Source organism: Thermicanus aegyptius DSM 12793, from assembly GCF_000510645.1.
GTDB lineage: Bacteria > Bacillota > Bacilli > Thermicanales > Thermicanaceae > Thermicanus > Thermicanus aegyptius.
In genome coordinates this window covers 601,400-623,798 of sequence record NZ_KI783301.1, presented here as the reverse complement: position 1 = coordinate 623,798, position 22,399 = coordinate 601,400, and the positions used below count along the sequence as shown (strand labels likewise).

General features: G+C 49.4%; 24 protein-coding genes. 7 read left to right on the top strand and 17 right to left on the bottom strand.

All coding sequences use genetic code 11. The annotated features are described in order from the left end of the window. The first annotated feature begins 92 nt into the window (after positions 1-92). The gene (pdo, locus tag THEAE_RS0103250; RefSeq protein ID WP_005586310.1) at positions 93-746 is read left to right on the top strand and encodes a protein disulfide oxidoreductase; all 654 of its coding nucleotides are present in this window, start codon (positions 93-95) and stop codon (positions 744-746) included. 104 nt (positions 747-850) lie between these two features. Here the strand turns inward: pdo and THEAE_RS0103245 are convergent, their stop codons facing one another. Next, positions 851-1,099, bottom strand: a complete 249-nt coding sequence (locus tag THEAE_RS0103245) for a hypothetical protein (protein ID WP_028986510.1) — start codon at positions 1,097-1,099, stop codon at positions 851-853. 44 nt (positions 1,100-1,143) lie between these two features. Further along, the gene (locus THEAE_RS0103240) at positions 1,144-1,350 is read right to left on the bottom strand and encodes a YqgQ family protein (protein WP_005586306.1); all 207 of its coding nucleotides are present in this window, start codon (positions 1,348-1,350) and stop codon (positions 1,144-1,146) included. 35 nt (positions 1,351-1,385) lie between these two features. On the opposite strand from THEAE_RS0103240, the gene THEAE_RS0103235 reads away from it, so the two are divergent. Then, positions 1,386-2,825 carry an RsmB/NOP family class I SAM-dependent RNA methyltransferase gene (locus tag THEAE_RS0103235; RefSeq protein ID WP_028986509.1) on the top strand — a complete coding sequence of 480 codons (1,440 nt, stop codon included), beginning with the start codon at positions 1,386-1,388 and terminating at the stop codon, positions 2,823-2,825. Between the two features lie 14 nt (positions 2,826-2,839). Here THEAE_RS0103235 and THEAE_RS0103230 read toward each other — a convergent pair whose 3' ends face one another. The 4 genes from THEAE_RS0103230 to THEAE_RS0103215 all read right to left on the bottom strand — a co-directional run bounded on the left by THEAE_RS0103230 (position 2,840) and on the right by THEAE_RS0103215 (position 7,575). Next, positions 2,840-3,208, bottom strand: coding sequence for a response regulator (locus tag THEAE_RS0103230; protein WP_028986508.1), 369 nt, complete (start codon positions 3,206-3,208; stop codon positions 2,840-2,842). Positions 3,209-3,242: 34 nt separating this feature from the next. Then, positions 3,243-5,141, bottom strand: a complete 1,899-nt coding sequence (locus THEAE_RS21860; RefSeq protein ID WP_052329726.1) for a sensor histidine kinase — start codon at positions 5,139-5,141, stop codon at positions 3,243-3,245. A gap of 116 nt (positions 5,142-5,257) precedes the next feature. Next, entirely contained in the window at positions 5,258-6,232 is a 975-nt protein-coding gene (locus tag THEAE_RS19810; protein WP_052329724.1) for a BMP family ABC transporter substrate-binding protein, read from the bottom strand. Continuing rightward, complete coding sequence (locus THEAE_RS0103215) at positions 6,229-7,575, bottom strand: Na+/H+ antiporter NhaC family protein (RefSeq protein WP_005586300.1); 1,347 nt, start codon at positions 7,573-7,575, stop codon at positions 6,229-6,231. Before THEAE_RS0103215 ends, THEAE_RS19810 begins: the two co-directional genes overlap by 4 nt. Before the next feature lie 160 nt (positions 7,576-7,735). Here THEAE_RS0103215 and THEAE_RS0103210 point away from each other — a divergent pair, with 160 nt between their 5' ends. The 3 genes from THEAE_RS0103210 to THEAE_RS0103195 all read left to right on the top strand — a co-directional run bounded on the left by THEAE_RS0103210 (position 7,736) and on the right by THEAE_RS0103195 (position 12,322). Then, positions 7,736-8,764: a PucR family transcriptional regulator gene (locus THEAE_RS0103210; RefSeq protein WP_028986507.1), complete on the top strand. Its 1,029-nt coding sequence runs from the start codon at positions 7,736-7,738 to the stop codon at positions 8,762-8,764. A 115-nt stretch (positions 8,765-8,879) separates the two neighbouring features. Next, positions 8,880-9,977, top strand: coding sequence for an ABC transporter ATP-binding protein (locus THEAE_RS0103205; protein ID WP_028986506.1), 1,098 nt, complete (start codon positions 8,880-8,882; stop codon positions 9,975-9,977). Between the two features lie 395 nt (positions 9,978-10,372). Continuing rightward, positions 10,373-12,322 (top strand): heavy metal translocating P-type ATPase, encoded by a 1,950-nt coding sequence (locus THEAE_RS0103195; RefSeq protein ID WP_156920533.1) that lies wholly within the window; start codon positions 10,373-10,375, stop codon positions 12,320-12,322. Here the strand turns inward: THEAE_RS0103195 and THEAE_RS0103190 are convergent. The 11 genes from THEAE_RS0103190 to THEAE_RS0103130 all read right to left on the bottom strand — a co-directional run bounded on the left by THEAE_RS0103190 (position 12,311) and on the right by THEAE_RS0103130 (position 21,060). Continuing rightward, complete coding sequence (locus THEAE_RS0103190) at positions 12,311-13,231, bottom strand: M14 family zinc carboxypeptidase (RefSeq protein WP_028986504.1); 921 nt, start codon at positions 13,229-13,231, stop codon at positions 12,311-12,313. The genes THEAE_RS0103195 and THEAE_RS0103190 overlap by 12 nt on opposite strands. 161 nt (positions 13,232-13,392) lie before the next feature. Further along, positions 13,393-14,337, bottom strand: a complete 945-nt coding sequence (locus THEAE_RS0103180; RefSeq protein ID WP_028986503.1) for an ABC transporter permease — start codon at positions 14,335-14,337, stop codon at positions 13,393-13,395. Then, the gene (locus THEAE_RS0103175; RefSeq protein WP_028986502.1) at positions 14,330-15,250 is read right to left on the bottom strand and encodes an ABC transporter ATP-binding protein; all 921 of its coding nucleotides are present in this window, start codon (positions 15,248-15,250) and stop codon (positions 14,330-14,332) included. Before THEAE_RS0103175 ends, THEAE_RS0103180 begins: the two co-directional genes overlap by 8 nt. Positions 15,251-15,360: 110 nt before the next feature. After that, a complete protein-coding gene (locus THEAE_RS0103170; RefSeq protein WP_005586291.1) occupies positions 15,361-16,011 on the bottom strand; it encodes a response regulator in 651 nt (216 codons plus the stop codon). 155 nt (positions 16,012-16,166) lie between these two features. After that, positions 16,167-17,207, bottom strand: a complete 1,041-nt coding sequence (locus tag THEAE_RS0103165) for a HAMP domain-containing sensor histidine kinase (RefSeq protein WP_005586289.1) — start codon at positions 17,205-17,207, stop codon at positions 16,167-16,169. 18 nt (positions 17,208-17,225) lie between these two features. Continuing rightward, the gene (gene liaF / locus THEAE_RS0103160) at positions 17,226-17,876 is read right to left on the bottom strand and encodes a cell wall-active antibiotics response protein LiaF (protein ID WP_005586288.1); all 651 of its coding nucleotides are present in this window, start codon (positions 17,874-17,876) and stop codon (positions 17,226-17,228) included. A 132-nt stretch (positions 17,877-18,008) separates the two neighbouring features. Continuing rightward, positions 18,009-18,701 carry a PspA/IM30 family protein gene (locus THEAE_RS0103155; protein WP_028986501.1) on the bottom strand — a complete coding sequence of 231 codons (693 nt, stop codon included), beginning with the start codon at positions 18,699-18,701 and terminating at the stop codon, positions 18,009-18,011. Positions 18,702-18,705: 4 nt separating this feature from the next. Continuing rightward, positions 18,706-19,239 carry a PspC domain-containing protein gene (locus tag THEAE_RS0103150; RefSeq protein WP_005586283.1) on the bottom strand — a complete coding sequence of 178 codons (534 nt, stop codon included), beginning with the start codon at positions 19,237-19,239 and terminating at the stop codon, positions 18,706-18,708. Further along, positions 19,236-19,973: a PspA/IM30 family protein gene (locus tag THEAE_RS0103145; protein ID WP_084213425.1), complete on the bottom strand. Its 738-nt coding sequence runs from the start codon at positions 19,971-19,973 to the stop codon at positions 19,236-19,238. Before THEAE_RS0103145 ends, THEAE_RS0103150 begins: the two co-directional genes overlap by 4 nt. 149 nt (positions 19,974-20,122) lie before the next feature. Further along, entirely contained in the window at positions 20,123-20,416 is a 294-nt protein-coding gene (locus THEAE_RS0103135) for a LiaF transmembrane domain-containing protein (RefSeq protein WP_005586280.1), read from the bottom strand. A gap of 233 nt (positions 20,417-20,649) precedes the next feature. Next, positions 20,650-21,060 (bottom strand): hypothetical protein, encoded by a 411-nt coding sequence (locus THEAE_RS0103130; RefSeq protein WP_005586279.1) that lies wholly within the window; start codon positions 21,058-21,060, stop codon positions 20,650-20,652. Between the two features lie 190 nt (positions 21,061-21,250). Here THEAE_RS0103130 and THEAE_RS0103120 point away from each other — a divergent pair, with 190 nt between their 5' ends. Both THEAE_RS0103120 and queF read left to right on the top strand, forming a co-directional pair. Further along, the gene (locus THEAE_RS0103120; protein ID WP_028986498.1) at positions 21,251-21,931 is read left to right on the top strand and encodes a queuosine precursor transporter; all 681 of its coding nucleotides are present in this window, start codon (positions 21,251-21,253) and stop codon (positions 21,929-21,931) included. Further along, complete coding sequence (gene queF, locus THEAE_RS0103115) at positions 21,894-22,373, top strand: preQ(1) synthase (RefSeq protein ID WP_005586276.1); 480 nt, start codon at positions 21,894-21,896, stop codon at positions 22,371-22,373. The genes THEAE_RS0103120 and queF overlap by 38 nt, the downstream gene beginning before the upstream one ends. Positions 22,374-22,399: the final 26 nt, after the last annotated feature.

The window sequence follows — 22,399 nt, the reverse complement described above, 5'->3', positions numbered from 1 at the left end:
CTACAAAAAAATTTGCTATTTCACACCCTCTTATGGTATGATAATCGTGAGATACCTTTAGGGGTATACGTTTTAGATAGGAGTGAGTATTGATGGGAATAATCGCTGAAAAAGACAAAGGCACCATCCGCGAGATGTTTGAGAAGATGAATGGAACAACTCACATTCTCTTCTTCCATAGTCAACTGGAAAATGCCGAATACGGAAATGTGACGAAGCAGATATTGGAGGAATTAGCGGAACTGACGGACCGGTTGAAGGTAACCGCATGGGATCGGGAAGAACATCAGGAGGAAGCCAAAAAGTATGGAGTGGATAAAGCGCCGGCAATCCTTTTCGTAAAGGAAGACGGAACCGATACAGGAGTACGGTTTTACGGCATCCCTTCCGGGTATGAATTTACCACCCTGATCGAAGACATCATCGACATCTCCAATGGAACCACCGGACTTTCCGCCAAAACCGTCGAAGCTCTCCAAGGATTAGATAAGGATGTCCATCTGCAGGTATTTGTTACACCCACCTGTCCCTATTGTCCCCGGGCGGTACGGGTGGCACATTTCATGGCGATGGTCCATCCCAAGATTAAAGCGGATATGGTGGAAGCAACCGAGTTTCCCGAACTCTCCAATCGGTATAGTGTCTACGGGGTTCCAAAAACCGTGATCAACGACGGGGCCGAAGAACAGGAAGGAGCGGTGCCGGAGCAGGTGATCCTCCAAAAGATCCTCGCCGTCGTTCAGTAATATTCCCGCCCTCTCCCAGGGAATGCATAAATAAAAGGCCTCATTCCAACCTGTGGAAAGAGGCCTTTATTTCAATCTGACCCGGTTTGGAAAGGCTATCCCCTTTAAATGGGGCGTATACCCACGATCTCCGTATCGCAAACCGTTCGAATCTCTCCGTTGTTCAATCGGATTTCAGCCATTTGTTGATCAGGACTAAGCCATTCCAGGACACCTGTAATGCGGCCTTTGTCTTTCGTGGTAACTTCAATTCGGCCACCCAAACATTCTTTTAATTTAATCCGGATGTCCACTTGTAACACGATGTTTTCCCCCACCCTACTTGAGCTTCCGCTCTTTTTAACTTCAATCATCTTACCGTCTCCATGGCTTTTTGTCAATCGTTCCTTTCTTCCTTTCACCGATTTTTCTTTAATGCTTCTTCTTCCCTTGCGATCACCTTCATGAGCCGTATATAATCCTCTTTGTCAAGGATATGGGCTTGGAACATTTCCTTTACTTCATCCTTGATCATCTCCAGATCCCCTAACGGATCTCCGGTATAAATAAAATACCCGTACCGTCCAAGAAACTTCCGCACATCCACCATATTCCTGATTTCCATTGATATCCCTCCATTATTTTTAAGGAGCGATCGACATGCATGAGTCTCTCCCCCCTCGATTTCTTGAACGAATGAAAGTGCTGTTAGGAAACGAATATGAGGATTTTCTCAATAGCTATAAGGAACCTCCTTTGAGGGGGCTGCGCGTAAATTCGTTAAAAATCGAACCCAAGGAATTTCAAAGGATCTGCCCCTTCTCCCTCTCGCCCATTCCCTGGGCACCGGAAGGATTTTACTATACCGGAGAGGCACGTCCGGGAAAACATCCCTACCATGCTGCAGGATTATACTACCTTCAAGAGCCAAGCGCAATGGCGGTCGTCTCCATTCTCGATCCCAAACCGGGAGACTGGATTTTGGATCTTTCGGCAGCCCCGGGAGGGAAAGCGACACAGGCCGCCGTCCGGATGAAGAATGAAGGATTGCTCGTCGCGAACGAGATCCATCCCGTTCGGGCTAAAGCATTATCCGAAAATATCGAGCGTTTGGGAATCACCAATGCCATGGTTGTAAACCACTCTCCAAGGGAGTTAAGGGAGAAATGGCCGGGGCGATTTGACAAGGTGATTCTGGATGCTCCCTGTTCCGGAGAGGGCATGTTCCGGAAGGAAGAAGAGAGCCGAAAGGAATGGTCCGATGAGCGGGTGAAAATCTGCGCCTTACGGCAGGAGGAAATCTTGGCGGAGGCCGCCTTGCTGGTAAAACCGGGCGGAAAACTGATCTATTCTACCTGCACCTTTAATCTGGAGGAGAATGAGAGGGTGATCGACCGCTTTCTCTCCCACCATCCATCCTGGGAACTCCTCCCCATCCCCAGGATGGATGGGTTTCGTCCCCGGTTTCCCCTCCAAGGAGAACAAGGCGCAGAAAAAAGAGAGTCTTCCCCGTCCCACGGGGTGGAAAAGTCCCATGCATTTCATGGGATAACCCGCCTCTGGCCGCATCTCCTTCCTGGAGAGGGGCATTTTATCGCGTTTTTGCAGAAGCCGATGGAGGAAGAAGTCTCCTTTTCAAACATGGAAAATAGGAGAAGAGGAAGACTCCCCAACGAAGCTCTTCTGCTCTTTCGTCAATTTTTACATGAATCGATCGAACCTACATGGAGCCATTTCCCTGAAGACCGGCTTTTTCTATTTGGCGAGCACCTTTACCTTCTCCCTACACCTGCGTTATCCCTGAAGGGGGTCCGTACGCTGAGAGCCGGGCTTCATCTGGGAGAGCTTAGGAAGAATCGATTTGTTCCGTCCCATGCACTGAGTCTTGCTCTCCCTGGGGACGCTTATAAAAATCGCCTCTCCTATCCGGCGTCAAGGGAGGAAATCTTCCGGTATCTTCGTGGGGAAACCCTTCCCTTCGAACAGGAAATAAAGGAAGGATGGGTAAGTATCCAGGTGGATGGCTTCCCCCTTGGTTGGGGAAAAGGAACCTCTCATCTCATAAAAAACCACTATCCCAAGGGTCTCCGATGGTTTTAGCGCAGAGGCAAAAGTTATCTCAGATAGCTTTCCATTTTTTGCAGGAACTCCTTCATCCCAACCGGTTTGGTGATGTACCCATCACAACCTGCCTGATAAGCCGCTTCTATATCGGACTCCATCGAAAGGGCGGATAAGGCAACCACCTTTACGCCTGCCATCTCATCGGAGGAGCGAATGGCTCTGACGATGCTTAACCCATCCATCTCAGGCAGATGCATATCTAAAAGGATAAGGTCAGGCCGAAACTGTTCCAACCATTCAAAAGCCTCATAACCACTCTTGGCCGTTACCACCTCATATCCCTTCGTTCGCAGCAGGTCGCTAAAGAAAAGGAGATTCGTCTCATTATCCTCCACCAGCAGGATCTTTGCTTTTGACATGGCCATCCCCCCATCGGTCTAAACTTCTATCAAGCTATGATTCCCCTTTTTGCGGGAGAATCTTCTTTACAAATCGAAACAATTCACCTTTTTCTTTCATGGTAAGTTTCCTTCTCCGGATAAAATAGAGCGGGTATCCGTTCTCTCTGCTCCACGAAAACCAAGGGAGGCGCACCAATTCCGAGATGGGCAGTTCGGGATTATCGGTAATGAAGATCATCGCCGGAGGATCCATCCGTTCCCTTTCCTTCTCCTCCAGATGATACGGAAGGAGGACCATTTCCCTTTCTCCCGCGATTTCTTTTATAGCATCCGGATCCGTTATGGGCCCAATGACCCATATTTTACTCCCTCCTGGGGAAGAAGGAGATTCACGAACCGGTGAAGTGACGGGGCGCTTTAGCGTAAAGGTAAAGAGGCTCCCCCTTCCTAATCGGCTTTTTACAACGATGCTCCCCCCGTGAAGTTCCACCAGCCTCCTCGTCAATGAAAGTCCAAGCCCTGTTCCCTCATATCGGCGATCCAGTTGCCCTTCATCCTGATAAAAGGGGAGAAAAATCTTCTCCAGACGATCCTCGCGGATTCCAATTCCGGTATCTTCCACGGAAACCTGCAAAAAATCAGGGGATTCTTCGATCCGAACGGTAATTTTTCCCCCTGCCGGCGTAAATTTCACGGCATTGGAAAGGAGGTTATTCATAATCTGAGTGACCCGGACAGGATCAAAGAAAAAGGTGGATGAGTTGCTCTTATTCACCATTTCCAATGTGATCCCGTTCTTCTTCGCCCTTTCCTGAATGACGACGAGGGAGTTTCGGAAAAAGGAATCAATCTCCACTTCTTTCAGGGATAATTCCATCTTGCCTGCTTCGATCTTGGAAAGATCCAAGAGATCATTGATCAGATGAAGAAGATGCTCGCCGTTTTTTTGGATGTGCCCCACATACTCCTTTTGCTTCTCCGTAAGGGGCCCAAACATCTCTTCATGAAGCACTTCCGAAAACCCGATAATTCCGTTCAATGGGGTCCTCAATTCATGAGAAATATTGGCCAGAAATTCCGATTTCAGGCGGTTTGCTTCCTGAGCCTTTCTGCTCTCCTCCCGCAAATGAAGATTGGTCGTGCTTAATTGATCGATCAGCTGATTCAGGCGCTCTCCCATGCGATTAAAGGCGAGGGCGAGCTGCCCCAATTCATCCTCTCCCATGACGGGCACCGTATGGCGAAAGTCTCCATCTTTCCCCATAAGGCGGGCGGCCGTTTGAAGCGCTAAAATTGGCTTGGTGAGAGAACGAATCAGAATAAAGCCGAGGAGAATGGATACAAAAACCGCCGTCAACGAAAGGATGATCCCGGTCCACAGATACCTCTTCCCTTGTTCAACCGTATCAAGCGCCAGTTTTTTCATCTCCTCCTGCTTTTTCGTCGTAAATCGATCGACGGACTGGATCAGCGCAAGAGCACGGCTTTCTCCATCATGAGTTAACGTAAACCAAGCATCTTTCTGGTTCCCCATCTGATACACGGGGATCACTTTGTTATAAAGGAGAAATTCCCAATCTTGGCTCTCCTCAATAAAATCCTTAAGCACCTCCAGTTCCTCTCCCTGAGTCCGGGTGAGGAGGTACTCCTCCAATCGGTGAACTTTCTCGTTGCTCTGTTCAAAGAGATGCAGAAAATCGGGATTTCCCGTGGATACATACTGAAGGACAGCATTTATGCGCAGATAGATACTGTTTTTAATCTCATTTTGGGCAAACCAGGTCTCTTGTCCTTGCAGCACCTGATAATAGGTTTTTGATAAAGAGAAAAAAAGATAACCGGAAATGGCCGTGCTGATTACGGTCGCTCCCACTAGGCCGCTTACCGTTAGGATGATCTTCTTCGCAATGGATAGATTTTGCCAATGCTTAAAAAACGCCTGCCACTTCATCCTTATTCAATACCCTTCCTTCGCCTGGGATCATTTCCTTCTAAATTGGATTCCCTTTTCTCCCTCCTCTCTCATTTTAGCAATTCGTAAAACTCGATCAAACCGAGGCCTTATTCTCAGTTAAATCCGGATTCTTTCCGGTATTCCTTTAAATACTCTTCTACCCGCTCTACCACTGAAGCGGGGACCATCGACCCAAATTCCGTTAAATGGTGGCCTCCATTATAGAAATCGTATACCTTTCCCTGATACTGGTTCAACTCTCCCCGTAAAGCCGCTTTTGCCAACTCCAGGTAAATCTCTTTCACATTTTGAGTGACGCTGACCAAAACCGTCTGTCGAGCAATAAAGGATTGATCAATAATAAATCCAACGGCATACGCCTGCTTTTCCCTCGCTGCATTAATCACCTCGATGGCAAACGCATCACCGGCCGGAAAGAGAACATCTGCGCCCTGTTGCAAGAGCTTCACCGCCTCCTCCCTCCCCTTGGCCCGATCTCCCCAACTGCCTACCTCGCCTATAAGGACATGGGCTTTTGGGTTTACCCTTGAAACCCCGGCCATATACCCTTCCACTTCCGGCATCTCCCTATAAGCCGCGACGATGCCGACCTGGTTCGTTTTGGTCATCAGACCGGCTACAATTCCTGCAAAGTAGCCCATTGATTTACCCGAAAAGCAAACGGAATAAACATTGGGGGCGAAGGATTGCCCATTGATCAAGATAAACTGGACATCGGGATACTTTCTCCCCAAGCGGTTAAAACCATTTTCGAAGACCTTCCCGTGCCCAAAAAGAAGCCGATATCCCTGGCGGATCATCCCCTCCGCTCGTGCCACAATCTCCTCATCGGTTGCATGATTATTAAACTCATAATAGGTCACCTTCGCGTGAAGCTGCCGCTCGATCTGGACGAGCCCTTCATACCCTTGACTATCCCACCCTTGATCAAATCGATTTCCTTCCAAAAGAAGCCCTACTGTTAACGGCTCATTTTTCTCCATCCTTAGTTCATAAAAGGGAGTACAACCCGTGAAGAAAAAAAGCATCGTCCCCACCCACAGCAAAAATCGTCCGATTCGTTTCATCGAAAGATCACCTTTCGTTCCTTGCCTGCCCGATCGCTCTCTAATCGAGAATAAAAGAGGGTCATGAGGGGAATCACCCAGAGAAAAAAGGCAAAGGGAAGGTACTGCACCGTTTTTACCCCTAAGATGCCGGCAGAAAGGATGGCAAAGATATTCCACGGAACGAGGGCGGAGAGCGGGATGGCGCTATCCGCAATGACTCTCGCAAGCTGTCGCACTGAGAAACTGCGCCTCCAGACGGGGGTTAAATGTCTACCGAGCAATAAAACCGGAAGGGCTTGGTTCCCAGCAAAGAGGGTAAGGAAAATCGAAAAAAATAAGGTCTTTCCCGTATAACGGATCAATGAATCCGCTTCTGTAAAGGCTTTCTCCAACGGTTTGTGTAAAAGTTGACTCGCCTCGAGCATCCCGCTGAAAACTCCGGTCAAAGCGATGAAGATCAGCAGGTTGATCATCCCCTTCATCCCCCCTCCAGGGATCGCCGGGATCAGACTTGCCCCTTCCCATAACCGAGAGAACCATTCTTCCATCTCAAGAGGTCGATTCACAAGAGAAATCGGGAAACTGCTAAAAATGGTGAGGAGAAAAGCCCACTTGATGGGTAAGCGGAGTAAAATAGCCGGAACAAAGAGGAAAACCGGTAGAAGAGAAAAGAAAGGATGCCGTACCAGAGGTTGCAGTGCTGCCATCCAACTCACCCCGGTGGGAGAAAATTGACCTCCGTACCAAAGATCGAGGAGAAAAAAAAGAAAAAAGCTTACGAACCCTGCGCTTAGAAGCGTAGGAAGAAGGGTTCTCCATTGCTCCCATGGATTAAGTTCCGTTGCATTGGCCAAAAGATGGAAGGCACTGGAAAAAGGAGAAGTTCGATCACCGATCAACGCGCCGGAAAGAAGGGCTCCCGCCACCATTCCCTCCGAAACTCCTAGTCCGTGAGCCATGCCCATTAAAGGAATTCCCACTGTAGATAAGGTCCCAAGGGCGGTGCCCAATATCATAGAAACGACACCGGCGATCAGAAAAGAGCTTACCAAAAAAAAATGGGGTGAAATCAGTTGAAAAGCACCGATGAGAAGAATCGGGATTGTTCCGCTAAGCATCCAAGCGGGAATTAAGGCACCGATCAAAAGCATGATGATGAGAACCTCTTGTGTTCTCTTTACCCCCGACAAGGCCGCGCGAAAAAGGGATTCTTTACCCATCCCCATTGTTCTGAGAACCACCGTTAAAGTAATCAACCCAACGAAAAACCCGACATAGAGGGGGACATGAAAAAAGGTTGAAACTGCAAAACCTGCTGCTGTCATAAGAAAAACAAGGAAGAGCGCTCTGCCTTCGGTCATCTATGATCCATCCCAATCGTTCACTTCTTTGCTTATTTTATCATCTTTTTCCGGAGGTGAGGATATACCCGTACTTCGTTGCCCGTGCAACTTATGCAAACATACCCGATTAGGACAATTATGGTAAAATAGATTCAATCCAGATCGGTTGGGGGTTTTTATGGAAAAACACATCAAAGAAAGGCTGGAAAAATTACAAACATGGTTTGACCACTCCTGTGAATGGAAGATTGTGGATGATCGAGAGGCTCGATCCTCTTCAGGGGAAGAGATTTCAGGAGGAGAGAAGCTCATCCTGGGAATCAGCGAAGGAAAACCGGTCATCGCTTATTGTAGCGGACCCCTCAGCGACAGGGAGCGTGGACTCCTTCACCTCCTGTCGGAAGCATGGAGCCGTGATGAGATGCCTCAACGGAAAAAAAACGTAGAAGATTTGCTCAAAGAGTGGTTGATTTCTTCCTTATCCCATGCAACACCGGACCCTCTCCCGCTTTCCGTCTCATCGTTGCTCGATTGGAATCTGGGACATTTCCCCATTCTTCTCCTTCTTCCGGAAGCGAAAAACGAAAAAAAAGAGATGAAAGAAATAAAGGAACTCTTCTTCTCCTACGCCTCCCGGGAAAGTTTGGTCATCTCCCTAGATGCCGGGAAAATTCTCGCTCTCATCCCGGTTGATTCTTTTCTCACAGAAAAAGGGGACCGGAAAGACTGGATGATGGGGCTTTACGATCTATTCCAGAATGAATTAGGCAGCCCGATCCAGCTCATCTACCATGATCTTTTCTATACGCCCGAGAAATTGCATAAGGAGACAAGGGATTTATTCCATGCCATCCAACTTTTCCCTCTTCTCAAAGGCAGACAGGAGCCCCTCGCTCCATGGGACCTGATCGCCGAATTCCTTGCCTATTCCCTCACCCCACAGCAAAAAGATCAATTAGAAAAACTTTTTTCGATGAAAGGGAACTTTCAACTGTTGCAGGAACATGAATGGGAAGAGGTCCTTCGAGTCTTCTTCCGCTCACATCTTAACCTCTCCCAGGCCGCCAAAGAACTATATGTACACCGAAACACGTTAAATTACCGTTTGGAGCGGATCCGATCGGAGACGGGACTCGATCCCCGGAACTTTGAGGAAGCATTCCTGTTAAAGCTTTACCTCCTCCTTCACCCCAAAGCTGAGGAGTAGCAAACTGCCCAAATGAAAAGGATAAGATTTGTACAAGATGGCTATAGATGAACCGACCTTCCTCTTATATACTGAAGATAAATGGATCGCTTTCTTGAAAAAAGGAGGAAGGAAAATGGCAGGCGTCACCCTAAAAAATGTTACTAAGCGCTATCCGAACGGGTTTGAAGCGGTCAAGAATATAAACCTGGAGATTAAAAACCGGGAGTTTGTGGTTTTGGTCGGTCCCTCCGGTTGCGGAAAATCGACCACGTTGCGAATGATCGCAGGCTTGGAAGAGATTAGCGAAGGTGAATTATATATCGGGGATCGGTTGGTAAATAATGTAGCCCCGAAAGACCGGGACATCGCTATGGTTTTCCAGAACTATGCCCTTTATCCCCATATGACGGTTTACGATAACATGGCTTTCGGTTTAAAACTGCGCAAATTTAAGAAAGAAGATATTAAGAAACGGGTTCACGAAGCGGCCAAAATCCTGGATATCGAGCACCTCCTCGATAGGAAACCCAAGGCACTCTCCGGTGGTCAGCGCCAGCGGGTCGCCTTAGGACGAGCCATCGTCCGAGAGCCTCAAGTCTTCCTCATGGACGAACCCCTCTCCAACTTGGACGCCAAGCTTCGGGTGCAGATGAGGGCAGAGATCAGCAAACTTCACGAGCGTCTTCACGCCACCACCATCTACGTTACCCATGATCAAACGGAAGCCATGACCATGGGGGACCGGATCGTCGTCATGAAGGACGGTGTAATCCAGCAAAATGGTTCCCCTGATGAGATCTATCATCATCCGGATAATATGTTCGTCGCCGGATTTATCGGATCTCCTTCCATGAACTTCATCCGCGGCGTGGTGGTTGAAGAAGGGGAAAAGCTCTTTTTTAAGGATGAATTTATCAAAATCGCAGTACCGGAGAAAAAAGTATCCGTCCTCCGAAATCAGAACTATATCGGCAAAAACGTTGTTTTGGGAATCCGTCCCCAGGATATTTTAAGCGAAGGGGCTCCCGACACCGCCTTTACCGCCACCGTACAGGTGGTTGAAAACATGGGATCGGAGAAGTACCTCTACATGTCCGGCGATGAAAAGACGGAAGTGATCGCCCGGGTCGAACCCCACTTCTCACCCAATCTGGGAGATAAAGTAACCCTTTACCTGGATCCTGAGAAGATTCATTTCTTTGATGCCGAAACGGAAAAAACGATCCGATAAATCTCCCGTTCATCCATCCTTATCGATTACGCTTTTCATCACCCCCTTTATACGCATAGATCATAGATCATGGACAGGTCGGCAACGGCCTGTTTTTTTTTGCTTCCCTCCATAATGGCACTAGTGACCGTTGTTCATTTCATCCTCAAAAAAAGAGACTCTCATCCTTCCAATCGATACAAGAAATACGGGCTTTACAAACCGATACTTATTTAATATAATTTTAAATAAGTTGGTACAATAAAAATTGATTAGAAGAGGTAAACTAAATGATATTCATTATCATATTAGTTGAAAACCTTGCGCTGCCTGGAATTGCAGGCAGCCATTCGCTTGTAAAGGGGAGAAATGATGAGACTCATTCTCAATAAAAAATCCAGAAAGGAGAGATCATGATGGACTCAAACCCTGATGTAAGCATTGCAGAGAAAAACGGTCCCCATTGTCCTGAGAAAAAAGGGCGCTTACTGCGGGAGAAACCTTTGCCAAAGCTCCTCTACCACGGGGAAATGGTCGCCGCTCTCCTGAGCGGAGCACTGATTCTGATCGCTTATTTTTTAGAAAGAGCAGGGATATCCCCCCTGGATCATTTCATCTACTTGATCGCTTTCCTATGCGGAGGATTTATGAAGGGAAGAGAGGGAATCCTAAGCCTTGTCCAAGAGAAAAAACTGGATGTGAACCTGCTCATGATTCTGGCTGCCATCGGAGCCGCCGTCATTGGGTATTGGATGGAAGGGGCCGTTCTGATCTTCATTTTCGCCGTAAGCGGTGCCTTGGAAACTTATACGTTGGCAAAAAGCCGTAAGGACCTAACCTCCTTGATGAGTCTCGCACCGGAAGTGGCCACTCTTTATATGAATGGTGAGGAACGTACCGTAAGAATTGAAGAATTAAAGCTTGGAGACACCATCCTCGTCCGCCCTGGAGAGAGAGTGCCCATCGATGGGAAAATTGTGAAGGGAAATACGAGCATCGACCAGTCATCCATTACCGGAGAGTCCATCCCCGTAGAGCGGAGCGTGGGGGACGAGGTCTTTGGAGGGACTTTAAACGGAGAGGGGGCGATTCTTTTGGAAGTGACGGCGCGAAGTGAGAGCACCCTCTTCTCCCGCATTATCCAGCTGGTTAAAGCGGCGGAAAATGAAATGCCTCCTTCCCAACGATTTATTGAGCGGTTTGAATCCTTTTACGTCTATTCCGTTTTGGGAATCACCCTGTTTCTCCTCTTCCTCCCTCCTTATTTCTTCGGGTGGTCATGGAACGAGTCCCTGTATAAAGCGATGGTTTTCATGGTGGTGGCTTCCCCGTGCGCATTGGTCGCCTCTGTAACACCCGCCATGCTCTCCGCCATCTCTAACGGAGCGAGAAAAGGGATCCTGTTTAAAGGAGGCGCCCATCTGGAAAACCTCTCCGCCACAAAAGTGATCGCCTTTGATAAGACCGGAACCATCACCCATGGAAAACCGGAAATTACCGACCTGATTCCTGCGGATGGCATCACGGAGATGGAACTTCTTCGCCTCACCGCTTCCGTAGAAACCCTTTCCGAACACCCCATCGCGAAGGCGGTGGTGGCAAAAGCCCAAAAACTTCACCTGCCGCTGGAGCGTCCCAAAGAATTAAAGGCCGTTACCGGCCGCGGAGTGGAGGCGATTTTTGGAGATGAAGTTTGGCGGGTGGGGAATCGAAAATTTATTGAACCGGAGGAGGGAAATGTTTGGTTGCCCGCCTTGGAGCGTTTGGAGCTTGAAGGGAAGACCGTCATCCTGCTGGAGATCTCGGGAAAGGTGATGGGAGTTGTCGCCTTAAGAGATACCCTCCGGCCCGAAGCCGGAGAGAGCATTGAGCGCCTGAAGAAATTGGGGGTCAAAGTGGCCATGCTGACCGGGGATCATCGCACCACCGCAGAAAGCATCGCCAAAGAGGCGGGCGTCGACCTCGTCTATGCGGAACTCCTCCCTCAGAATAAAGCGGAAATCATTAAGGACTTAAAAAAGAGATACGGCCATGTGACCATGGTCGGGGATGGGGTAAACGATGCCCCCGCTCTTGCCACGGCCAATGTCGGCATCGCCATGGGGGCGGTGGGAAGCGACGTTGCCCTGGAGACGGCAGACATCGTGCTGATGAATGATCAACTCTCCCGCCTCCCTTACGCGATGAAATTAGGGCAGAGGGCAGGACGTATCCTAAAAGAAAACATCTTTTTTTCCATCTCGGTCATTCTTCTTCTCATCTCGGCCAATTTCGGAGCTTCCCTTCCCCTCCCACTGGGAGTGATCGGACACGAAGGGAGCACCATTCTTGTGATCTTAAATGGACTTCGTCTTTTAAGAGGATAGATTCACCCATTGGGAGAGGAGATAGAGAGGGCCTTCTTTATTCTCCTCCCAGATCCTCTCCCCCTGGGTAAGATCGACGGGATGAGGCTCACGTCCCACTTCAATGGTAAATCCCGGACGTTTATAGAGGTCAACAAACCAATCGGCATATCCTCCCGCCACCTCTTTTTCCTCGCCGACGAGGCGGTAGCCTAATTTCTTTGCCAATTCTTTGGCCAAGATTCCATCCCTCTCCTTCGCCTTCCCGCTTTGGCCATGGTACCAGTAAATCTCCTCCCCTGCGGTATGGTAGGCCAACACCGCCAGCGGCAGCACCTCCGTGGTTCGCCGCAACATCGCCTCCACTTCCGGCTCCGAGTATGGTTCACGCCCTTTGTAATTCATTGCCGCCGGGTAATTTGGACTATTGCGAATCCTCTCCCAGTTCATATCGTATTGCCGGTTAAGGTCTACCCCGCGTAGATTGGCTTTCCATAGCCAATATCGGTCATCAATTCCACTCACATCCGCCATGCGTCGGTAAGCTTCGTACGATAACCCCGCTTTTTCCCACCCCTCGGTCGCAAGGAGGTAGCCATCGGGATTGACCACCGGGATAAAGTGGAAGGAGAATGCGGTTAGGAGGGAGGAGAGATCATATCCCATCAATGCCTTCTTCTCCTCCAAGGCCGATGCATACTCCCGAATCATGCGGAGGATAAGCCAGGTGGTGATCCACTCCCTCGCATGATGGGTTCCGCTGATCTGGATATGATCCCTTCCCCTGCCCAAAATGATGCAAAAGATGGGATAACCCTTTACAGAGTGGCCAATCTCTTCGATCCTGAGACACCGTGGAAAATCCCAGCTTAAATCATCCATCTCCTGCATGGCCTCATCCAGGGAATAAACGCTAAAATCCGGTTCCATTCACAACCTCCAAAAAAGGCTTTCTAAAAAGAGTATTCAACGTTTACGGAAAAAGACCTTCTCAACAGGTAAAGTTTTATAAATCTCTTATCAAATTGAAAAAAGACCACCATCCTCATGGCAGTCTTTTGATGGTATTGATTCATGAAATCCACCACAAACTATGCGGCCACATCCCTCTTCATAAAGAGAATCCAGGAAAGGAGATGAAAGATCAGGAAATAGGCGAGGAGGACCGTGATGGAAAAAGAGAGCGTCATCCCCTCGACAAGGGGAGTCCCGTCAAAATATTGGCGTAGATCGGTATTGGCAAAGAGTATATATTTCACCCAGCCGTATCGGCTTAATGCGGCGACGATGGTTGAACCGGTAAACATGAGGAAGATGGATAGGCCGATGGCTAACGAATTGTTCCGGAAGATGGTGGAGATCATGAACGCAAAGGTGCTCATCATGAGAAGGTCCACACTGCTCAATCCGTATAGGCTCAAGACATGAAGGGCCATGTTTACCTCCACCACTTTACCATTCCAATAAGCCAGGTAGGGAACCGATAAGCCTCCCGTCCCAAAAAAGAGGATTCCCACCAAAAAAGAGGAAAGAAAGAGGAGGAAAAGAAGGAAAAGGGAAAAAAGAAGGGTTGAGAGGTATTTGGAGAGGAGAATCTTGGCCCGGCTTACCGGACGAATGAGAAGCAGCTTAATCGTTCCCCAGGTAAATTCACTCGCCACGATCCCTCCGGCTAAAATAATGGTAAACAAGGTGATGAGACTGACCAGATTGGAGCTGAAATCCATAAATCCCCATACCGATTTAGGCGTTGCGGGAGGGATGTCGTTCTCCAGACGATATTCGTTTATCGCGATCATTTTTTCCATCCGGTCCCGGCTTTGCTTTGGAAGATTCGGCTCGGCGGCCAGAGCTTTCTTCAATCCCTCCGTACTTGCCGCGATCCGGCTCTTCCAATCGGCTTCGTTCTCTCTTTCCATTTGGTTCTTTATCAAGAAGGAAAATCCCAAGACGGCTGCCAAGAGGAGAACGATCATCATCCATGTGCTGACACGGCGATAAATCTTCATATTCTCGTTCAGAATGAGGTTAAACAATTTGGTTCCCTCCCGTAAGTTCCAAGAATTTCTCTTCCAGGCTCTGAACGGCCGTCCGAATCCCATAGATCCGGATCCCCCGGCTGACAAGGAAGGCAACCAGATCGGGAATTCTCTCCCTCGCAAGCCGGATGCGAAGCCCCTCTTCCCCCAGGGCAAACGAAAGGGAGGGATCATAGTGCCGAAGGAGCTCTTCTGCTTTCTTTTCCGGCTCCACCTGAAAGATCACTTCAAGCTCCTTATCCCCTTGGACCATATCATGAACCTTCCGGACGTCGATCAGTCTCCCCTGCTGAATGATGCCGATCCGGTCACACATGAGCTCCATCTCGGATAAAATATGACTGGAGACGAACACGGCAACCCCTTCCTCATGGGCTAATTTTTTCAGATAATCCCTCACTTCCCGAATCCCTGCCGGATCAAGGCCATTGGTCGGTTCATCCAAGACGAGGAGGGACGGCTTATGAAGCAGAGCCTGGGCGAGTCCCAGACGCTGGCGCATCCCGAGGGAATAGGTCTTTACCTTCTCATGAATGCGGTGCGTAAGCCCCACGAGACGGACCACCTCGTCGATGCGCTCCCTGGAAATCCCTTTCCCCATTCTGGCGTAATGGACCAGGTTCTGATGCCCGGTTAAAAATTTGTACATCTCCGGATTCTCGACGATCCCACCCACATGGGCGATGGCTTTCTCAAACTGCGTCGTAATGCTTTTCCCGTGGATGAGAATCTCCCCTTCCGTCAACGACATAAGCCCGACCAGCATGCGGATCGTGGTCGTCTTCCCGGCGCCGTTCGGCCCGAGAAACCCGAAAATCTCCCCGGGATAAACTTCAAAGGAGAGATGATCGATGATCACCTTCCCTCCGATGCGCTTCGTTACATTTTTGAACTGTAGGACCGGTTCCATCCTCCTTTTTACTCCCTTCCGCCAAAAGAGATCCCTCATGGCAAAATGATGATCGACGAAATGCCCCCGTGCAATTCCTCTTCTCCAAACGGTTAAGAAAAACTGCCGCCTTACTCCACCAAGCCATGCTTATACGCATAGATGGCCGCTTGCGTCCGGTCCTCTACCTGCAGTTTGGACAGGATATTGGTGACATGGTACTTTACCGTCTTGATGCCGATGGAGAGCTCATCGGCCACTTCCTGATTTGATCTTCCTTTGGCGATCAGGCGAAGTACCTCCATCTCCCTGTCGGTAAGCTGCTTATGTAACTCTTGTTCATGCCGGATCCCCCGGAAGCGATTTACCAATTTTGCAGCCACCTGGGGTTCGAGAACCGGTTTTCCCTGCATCGCCTCGTGGATCGCCTTGGCGATCTCGTTCGCCCGGGACGTCTTCAGAAGATAGCTAAATGCCCCTGCTTCGATGGCAGGATAGATCTTCTCCTCATCCACATAGCTGGTCAGTACGATCACTTTACACTCCGGCAGATCGGCCAGAATTCTCCTCGTCGCCTCGATGCCGTCCAGCCCATCCATGACCAGATCCATCAATACCACATCGGGTTTATATTCCTTAGCCAAGCGGACACCTTCCTCCCCTGTGGAGGCTTCCCCCACCACCTCGATTCCCTCTTCCGTGCTTAACATGGCCGATAGGCCGATTCGCACCATCTCATGGTCATCGACGAGAAGCACTTTGATTGGATATTCCCCCGCCACCTTACTCCCCCCATTCTCATCCAGTTTGCCATAGCAGCCCCTTGAAGACCTCTCCACCGCGAATCTTTCTCTCTTATCTTACCATAAAAAGAGCCTAGGATTTCCCTGGATATTGTTAGCCATTTCTCCAAATCTCTTATGGAAGGAAAAAAGGACTATGAGGGGTGATCGATCAGGGGAACCCTGATTTCGATGCGCGTCCCCTTTCCCGGTGCGGTAATCAGATGGAAGGCGCCTCCGATCTCATTGGCCCGTTCCCGCATGGTAAGAAGTCCATAAGAAGTTTGCTTTTTTTCGTTCGGTTCAAACCCGATTCCATTATCCTCTATGAGAAGGCGAATACTTCCGGGGCGGTACAGCAGCTTCACCTCCAACCTCGTGGCCCGGGAGTGGCGCAGGGTATTGGATAAGGCTTCCTGGGTAATGCGAAAGAGCTGTTCCTCGATTCCCCGGGAAAGGCGAATCCCTTCATCAATCTGCCACTTCAACTCCATGGGGAGCTTTGCCGCAAATTCTTGCAACAATTCGATGAGCGCCTGGGGGAGGCTTTTCCCCTCCAAATGAACCGGTCGGAGATGAAGGAGGAGGGCCCGCATCTCCGACTGGGCTACGGAAGCCATCTCTTCAATCAGTTGAATCTGTCGCTTCGCTTTTTCCAAATCCTTCTCAAAGGTACGGGAAACCGCCGTCGCCGTCATGGAGATGGCAAAAAGTTGTTGACTCACCGCATCGTGGAGCTCACGAGCCAAACGCTGCCTTTCCTCAATGGCTGCGGCGACCCCCGCCTGTGCCGCCAATTCGGCGTTGTGGGAAGATAAGCGTTGGAGTGAATTCACCTGCTCCTCCCAGCGGGCATTAAGCTGGGAGAGCTGCCGGGCCAGACGTCCGATCTCATCATCCCCTAGGTCCGGTATCCCCTGAGGAGGACTTCCCTTTTCCATGTGAATCATCGCATCCCGAAGTAGATCCAGGCGCCTTTTGATGCGAAAACCGGTCCAATACCCAAACGCACCGCCTAGGAAGAGGACCGCCAGAAGGAGAAAAAAGAAGGTGAAGAACCCTTCCCACCCATTGGATGGAAAATGAAGGTAATGATTGGAATAGAGGAAGTAGAGAAGGCCAAGGAACAATAAGAGACTAAAGACCAATGCCTCCCCGATGTTCCGCCATATCATATCGGTCAGTTTTCTCCGCATCTTACCCCTCCTCTCTTCCTATATTCCCTTAACCTCCACATTTCCGAAGAGAAAAAACATCATGAACCTTACCTTTTTCCCTCCGGCGTCACCTTGGGGAGAGTGCCAAACGATGCGGTTCAAAACGCCCCCCTCTTTCCGCCCCGCCATGTCTACCTGGCCGATGAGAATTGCCGCTTCGATCGTTACTTCATAATCCTCCGGCACCCAGATCTCCACATTTCCAACCAATCCTTCCATGATGATCTCCGTCTCATCCTCATCCGTGAAAGCGAGAGAAAGATCAATATGATATTCGCCAACCAGATTCTTAAAATGGGTGCTCTCCAACGTCCAAGCTTCTTTATCCCACCGCAAGCTCTCCAACAAACTTCCTCTCGTGACGAAGGTGTTCTTCTCGAATTTTCTCCTGGACCAGTGATAATAGATTCCAAATAAAAGCACGAGAAGAAAAAAGAGCAGGGCTAAATGTCGGGTCAGGAAGATAAAGGCTCCGATCCCCAGCAGGAGGTAACCTAGAATATCCTTTTCCGTTCGAAATCGGTAAAATCCCAGGAGAAAAAAGAGGAGGGCCACAAGGGTAACGTCTCCCACGGTTTTCTGAATCAGAAGATAAAGAAGTGCGGCGGCAATGATGAGAACCGTGTTACGCTTGTTGTATCCCTCCATGGTATACGCTCCTTTCTCACCGCCGGGAAAAAGCGGTCAAAAAGCCACGGACGATATCCTGGCATCCCGTGGCTTCAAAATCTTCCTTTTCACGACTTCCATCTTATCATGTCATCGCCCGATGGGAAAGCTTTATTCTTCCCTTTCCACCCCTTCTTGCGGAGTTAAGCCGCTCTTCTCCTTTAACCGGCGGAGTTCTTCTTCCACTTGCGCCTCTTTTAAGGGATCTACCGGGGAGGAGAACTTTCCGGAAAGGTAAGGTTTGTGAAGATCCGCTTCCGCCTCCATCTCCATAATTTTTTCCTCCATGCGCCGGAATCCCTTAGAGGCATTGCCTGTCTCCAACCGTCCGGAATAGCTTACTTCGCTCATTTGTTTCTTTGCTTTTGCGATTTGTGCACGGGCGACCAGCTCATTCCTTTTATTCCTCATCTTGTAGAATTCTTCTTTCATTTCATGGAGATCACGGAGCATCTCATCCGCCTGTGTTTTGGCCTGACGATGAAGCTCTTTGTACTCTTCCAGCTTCTGCCCATAGTAAATCTTCTCTTCCAGGGCTTTACGTGCAGCTAATTCCTGCCCATTTTTCAAAAACTGTTCCGCCTGGGCTTCCCGTTCTTCGGCCAGGCGCTCCGATTCCCGAATCCGCTCCGCCAATTTCCGTTCGTTCGCCATCTGGCGGGCCACCGTTACTTCCGCTTCGGCGATCTCCTGCTCCATATCCCGCAGATACTGGTTCAGCATGATGACCGGATCTTCCACCTTATCCAACAACTCGTTTACAGAAGCCAGCGTCAAATCACGAATTCTTTTAATTACTCCCATTTTTTCATTCTCCCTTCTCATTTTTTTCAGATTCCAACCGCTCATACTTGGCCAATTTAGCTTTTAGTTCGGCAATCTCCCTCTCCAACGCCTTCTTTTCAATCTCTTCCATCATCTCATCGATTTTGTTATCCACAGGAGGGAGATCATCGCTTTTTCCCCATTCACGATCTGCTTCTCGTTCTCTTCTTCTTTCCTCCCTTCTTTCCCTTCTGGCCTCCCTTCTTTCTTCCCTTTCCCTCCTTCGGTCATCCCGATATCCGCATCCGTCGTTCCATCCGGTTCCGTATCGCCGTTCATCTTCGGGATCCGGACCATATCCATATCTGTATCTCGGGCCATATCCGGTTTCATACATGGGTTCATTGGGAATGACGAGACTTGCCAGGAAATAGAGAAGAATTACGGTCCCCCCGGAAAAGAAGGCGGTAATCACCACGAGGAGGCGAATGATGGTGGAATCAACGTTCAATAGTTCCGCTAAGCCGCCGCAAAGACCCGTTAGCCTTCGGTCCCGCCGGGAACGATAAAGTTTCACCCTTCCCTGCCCCCTTCCCCCAACTTCTTTTTCAGGTTCTCCAATTCTTCATCCACCCGGCTCCCCAGGCTTTCAATGCTCCTCTCCCATCGATTGCTTACTTCATCGATCGCGCCGAATCCCCGGAAGCTAAACTCTTCTTTGCCCCGCGATCTTCTCAATTCCCAAAGGGCTGCCGCTTCGCTCTCCATTTCCTGCAGTTTCTCTTCCAATCGTTCAAAACCCCGCTCCGGGCCACGGGTCCCTCCGAATTGGCGCAGATGCTGATTCATTCTTTGCTTCAGGCGGAGGGTTTCCAGCCTGGCCATGTATATCTGCCGTTTCCCCGCCACCTCTTGGATCTCCCGTCGCACCTGCTCCAGGAGCTGATCCACCTCTTCCACAGATGCTCGGCTCTCATTGTAGAGATCGCGATATTTGCGGCTCTGCTCTTCATATTGCAATTTCTCTTCGACCACCAGGCGCGCAACTTCCTCCTCCCCTGCCTTTAAGGCAAGGAGCGCTTGCTCTTCCCGCTTCTGTCTCCACTTTTCCGCATTTAGGAATTGGTCCCGAAGCATGCGGGTATGTTGATTCATCTGCCTGGAGAGCTTCTCCAATTCTCTCAGCTGTTCCATTTTTTCAGACAGATATTGGTCAATGAGCTGAATCGGATCTTCCGCTTTCTCCAACATTTCATTTAGAGTGGCAAGGGTAATATCCCTCATCCTACGCATAACGCCCAATCGATCCACCTTCTTTCCTCTTCATCCTCTTCTTTCATTCCCGCCTCATCGATTTCAAAAGATTTCTAGAATCTTTCCGTTCCGATTCACCATTTTCTTCGGCATATCTCTTTTTGCCTTTTTCTCCCTCAATGATTCAGCCCTTTTCTTGTCGACCACTATGGGACGTACCCCTTTCCCCTAAGCAAGGAGATTCCATAGAGGATGAACCCGATCGCTACCAACCACCCGAGAAGCCAAGCCAGCTTCCCCATCAGCATGATGAGCCCGAAGCCGATCATGATTCCTCCTAGGATCATCTTCTTGTTATAGATCCCCACGACTCCCAGTACGATCAAGAGGATCGGAAAGAGGATTCCAAAGAGGGATCCGACAAGGAATCCCATTTTATTTAAGATGATCAGGACTCCGGCGCCGATCAAAAGGAGAGCAAGTCCCGTTCTCCCTCTCACTATTCCTCACATCCTTTCTTACTAGGCGTAACCATTGCCTGTGTTTCTTTTGCCTGTGTTTCTATTGTAGAAGATCTTGTTTCTCCCTATAACCGTCCTCGGACCGTTTTTTCTCCTGGACTTAGGTCCAGGAAAGGATTGGACCGGGGATCGGGGAGATATGAAAAAAGGCTGCTTCCCCTATCGGCAAATTGAGAAGAGCCTCAATCCATTACAACAAATCCATTGCGTCATCAATCTTTATCAATGTTGTACCACTCTTCTTCCCACTCATCCGGTTCGTGTTCACTGCACCAACGATAATTTCGCTGATAAAAGGTGTTGATATAGTTTTTCAGCATTTTAAGGCGCGTCTCCCGCTGTTTCCACGTGAGGGCTCCCGCCCGGTAGTAGGTGTCGATCATGTCGGTGTAATCCTTGTAGATGCGCCAATAGATTCCCTGCAACCGTTTCTTCACCGAAACAGGGAGGTTCATCATCTTGGTACAATCCATCTCTTTGCCGTCCTCTTTTATTGCAAGCCTATGAAGGCTCTCGATCCCCTTCCCCTGGGATATGCTGACGACCGGAATCAGAAGAAGAGAGAGCGTAACGAGGAGAATGAGCAAAAGCAGGATCATTTTACTCCATCTGCCGGGTATCATTTCCTTTCCCCTTTCCGATTATACTCCCTCTTAGTTTGCTCCATTCCCATAACGTTATGCTCTGCTCCCCTTTTCAAACGATGGCGAATCGGATAGAATGGTTCTTGTCGCAAGAATTTTTCCCGATCGAGTTTCCATCGGGCGCGGTTCGAAACCATCCCGCGTTATCAAAACTAAGGAGGAATCACAGATGAAGGAATTTTTGAAAACGGAAGAGCCGACGAAGAAATTGATGACCTTGGTCGGCTTCTTCGTGGCGATCTCCCTGCTCTCCAACATCGTGGCGGGCAAGATCGCCAATCTGGGATTTACTTATGCCACCGTAGCCATCCTCATTTATCCCCTCACCTTCATCCTCGCCGATACCATCGCCGAAGTATGGGGGAAGGAGATCGCCAGGCGCACGGTCTGGACAGGACTCTCCGTCAATTTCGTCATCTCCCTGCTTCTCACCATGGCCGTCTATTTCCCACCCGCACCGTTCTATGAACATCAGACCGAATTTGAATTGATCCTGGGCGGCGTTCCCCGCATCGTGATCGCCTCCCTCATCGCCTACACCATTTCCCAAAACCTCGATGTATGGATGTTTCTCACCTTGCGGAAAAAAACGAAGGGGAAGCACCTTTGGTTGAGGAATAACGCGTCCACCATGGCCAGTCAACTGATCGACACCACCATCTTCAGCTTCGTCGCCTTCTTGGGGCAGATGTCGGTTTTCCATATCATGCAAATTATCATGACCGAATATACGATTAAAATTTTGTTATCCATCTTCGGCACCCCGCTCACCTACGGGCTGGTTGCCTGGGCGAGGAGGGGAAGCGGGAATCATGGAAAACCACAAACCCTTAACCCTGCTTGGGAATAAAACCGAGTACACGTATCAATACAATCCCGAGATTTTGGAGACGTTCCCGAATAAGTATCCGGAGCGGGACTTCTTCGTTAAGTTTAATGCCCCGGAATTTACGGCCCTTTGCCCCATCACCGGCCAGCCTGATTTCGCCACCCTTTATATTAGTTATGTGCCGGATCAGAAGATGGTGGAGAGCAAATCGTTAAAGCTTTATCTTTTCAGTTTTCGCAACCATGGTTCTTTCCATGAAGAGGTGGTCAATATCATCTGCGATGATTTGGTCAAGCTCCTTGATCCCCGCTATCTGGAGGTTTGGGGAAAGTTCCTTCCCCGCGGAGGGATCTCCATCGATCCCTATGTTAACTACGGGAAAAAGGGAACAAAATGGGAAAAGATCGCCTGGGAACGTTTATCCCGGCATGACCTCTTCCCGGAAAAGGTAGATAATCGTTGAGATGCCTCACAACATCTCAGCGTTCT

Coding starts and splice junctions, on each gene's coding strand:
- liaF (WP_005586288.1), bottom strand. CDS start 17,876: ATGGAGGGATACAACAAGCGTAACACGGTTCTCATCATTGCCGCCGCA.
- THEAE_RS0103245 (WP_028986510.1), bottom strand. CDS start 1,099: ATGATTGAAGTTAAAAAGAGCGGAAGCTCAAGTAGGGTGGGGGAAAAC.
- THEAE_RS0103120 (WP_028986498.1), top strand. CDS start 21,251: ATGAAGGAATTTTTGAAAACGGAAGAGCCGACGAAGAAATTGATGACC.
- queF (WP_005586276.1), top strand. CDS start 21,894: ATGGAAAACCACAAACCCTTAACCCTGCTTGGGAATAAAACCGAGTAC.
- THEAE_RS19810 (WP_052329724.1), bottom strand. CDS start 6,232: ATGAAACGAATCGGACGATTTTTGCTGTGGGTGGGGACGATGCTTTTT.
- THEAE_RS0103230 (WP_028986508.1), bottom strand. CDS start 3,208: ATGTCAAAAGCAAAGATCCTGCTGGTGGAGGATAATGAGACGAATCTC.
- THEAE_RS0103215 (WP_005586300.1), bottom strand. CDS start 7,575: ATGACCGAAGGCAGAGCGCTCTTCCTTGTTTTTCTTATGACAGCAGCA.
- THEAE_RS0103165 (WP_005586289.1), bottom strand. CDS start 17,207: ATGCGGAGAAAACTGACCGATATGATATGGCGGAACATCGGGGAGGCA.
- THEAE_RS0103240 (WP_005586306.1), bottom strand. CDS start 1,350: ATGGAAATCAGGAATATGGTGGATGTGCGGAAGTTTCTTGGACGGTAC.
- THEAE_RS0103210 (WP_028986507.1), top strand. CDS start 7,736: ATGGAAAAACACATCAAAGAAAGGCTGGAAAAATTACAAACATGGTTT.
- THEAE_RS0103155 (WP_028986501.1), bottom strand. CDS start 18,701: ATGGGAGTAATTAAAAGAATTCGTGATTTGACGCTGGCTTCTGTAAAC.
- THEAE_RS0103190 (WP_028986504.1), bottom strand. CDS start 13,231: ATGGAACCGGATTTTAGCGTTTATTCCCTGGATGAGGCCATGCAGGAG.
- THEAE_RS0103175 (WP_028986502.1), bottom strand. CDS start 15,250: ATGGAACCGGTCCTACAGTTCAAAAATGTAACGAAGCGCATCGGAGGG.
- THEAE_RS21860 (WP_052329726.1), bottom strand. CDS start 5,141: ATGAAGTGGCAGGCGTTTTTTAAGCATTGGCAAAATCTATCCATTGCG.
- THEAE_RS0103205 (WP_028986506.1), top strand. CDS start 8,880: ATGGCAGGCGTCACCCTAAAAAATGTTACTAAGCGCTATCCGAACGGG.
- pdo (WP_005586310.1), top strand. CDS start 93: ATGGGAATAATCGCTGAAAAAGACAAAGGCACCATCCGCGAGATGTTT.
- THEAE_RS0103130 (WP_005586279.1), bottom strand. CDS start 21,060: ATGATACCCGGCAGATGGAGTAAAATGATCCTGCTTTTGCTCATTCTC.
- THEAE_RS0103195 (WP_156920533.1), top strand. CDS start 10,373: ATGGACTCAAACCCTGATGTAAGCATTGCAGAGAAAAACGGTCCCCAT.
- THEAE_RS0103235 (WP_028986509.1), top strand. CDS start 1,386: ATGCATGAGTCTCTCCCCCCTCGATTTCTTGAACGAATGAAAGTGCTG.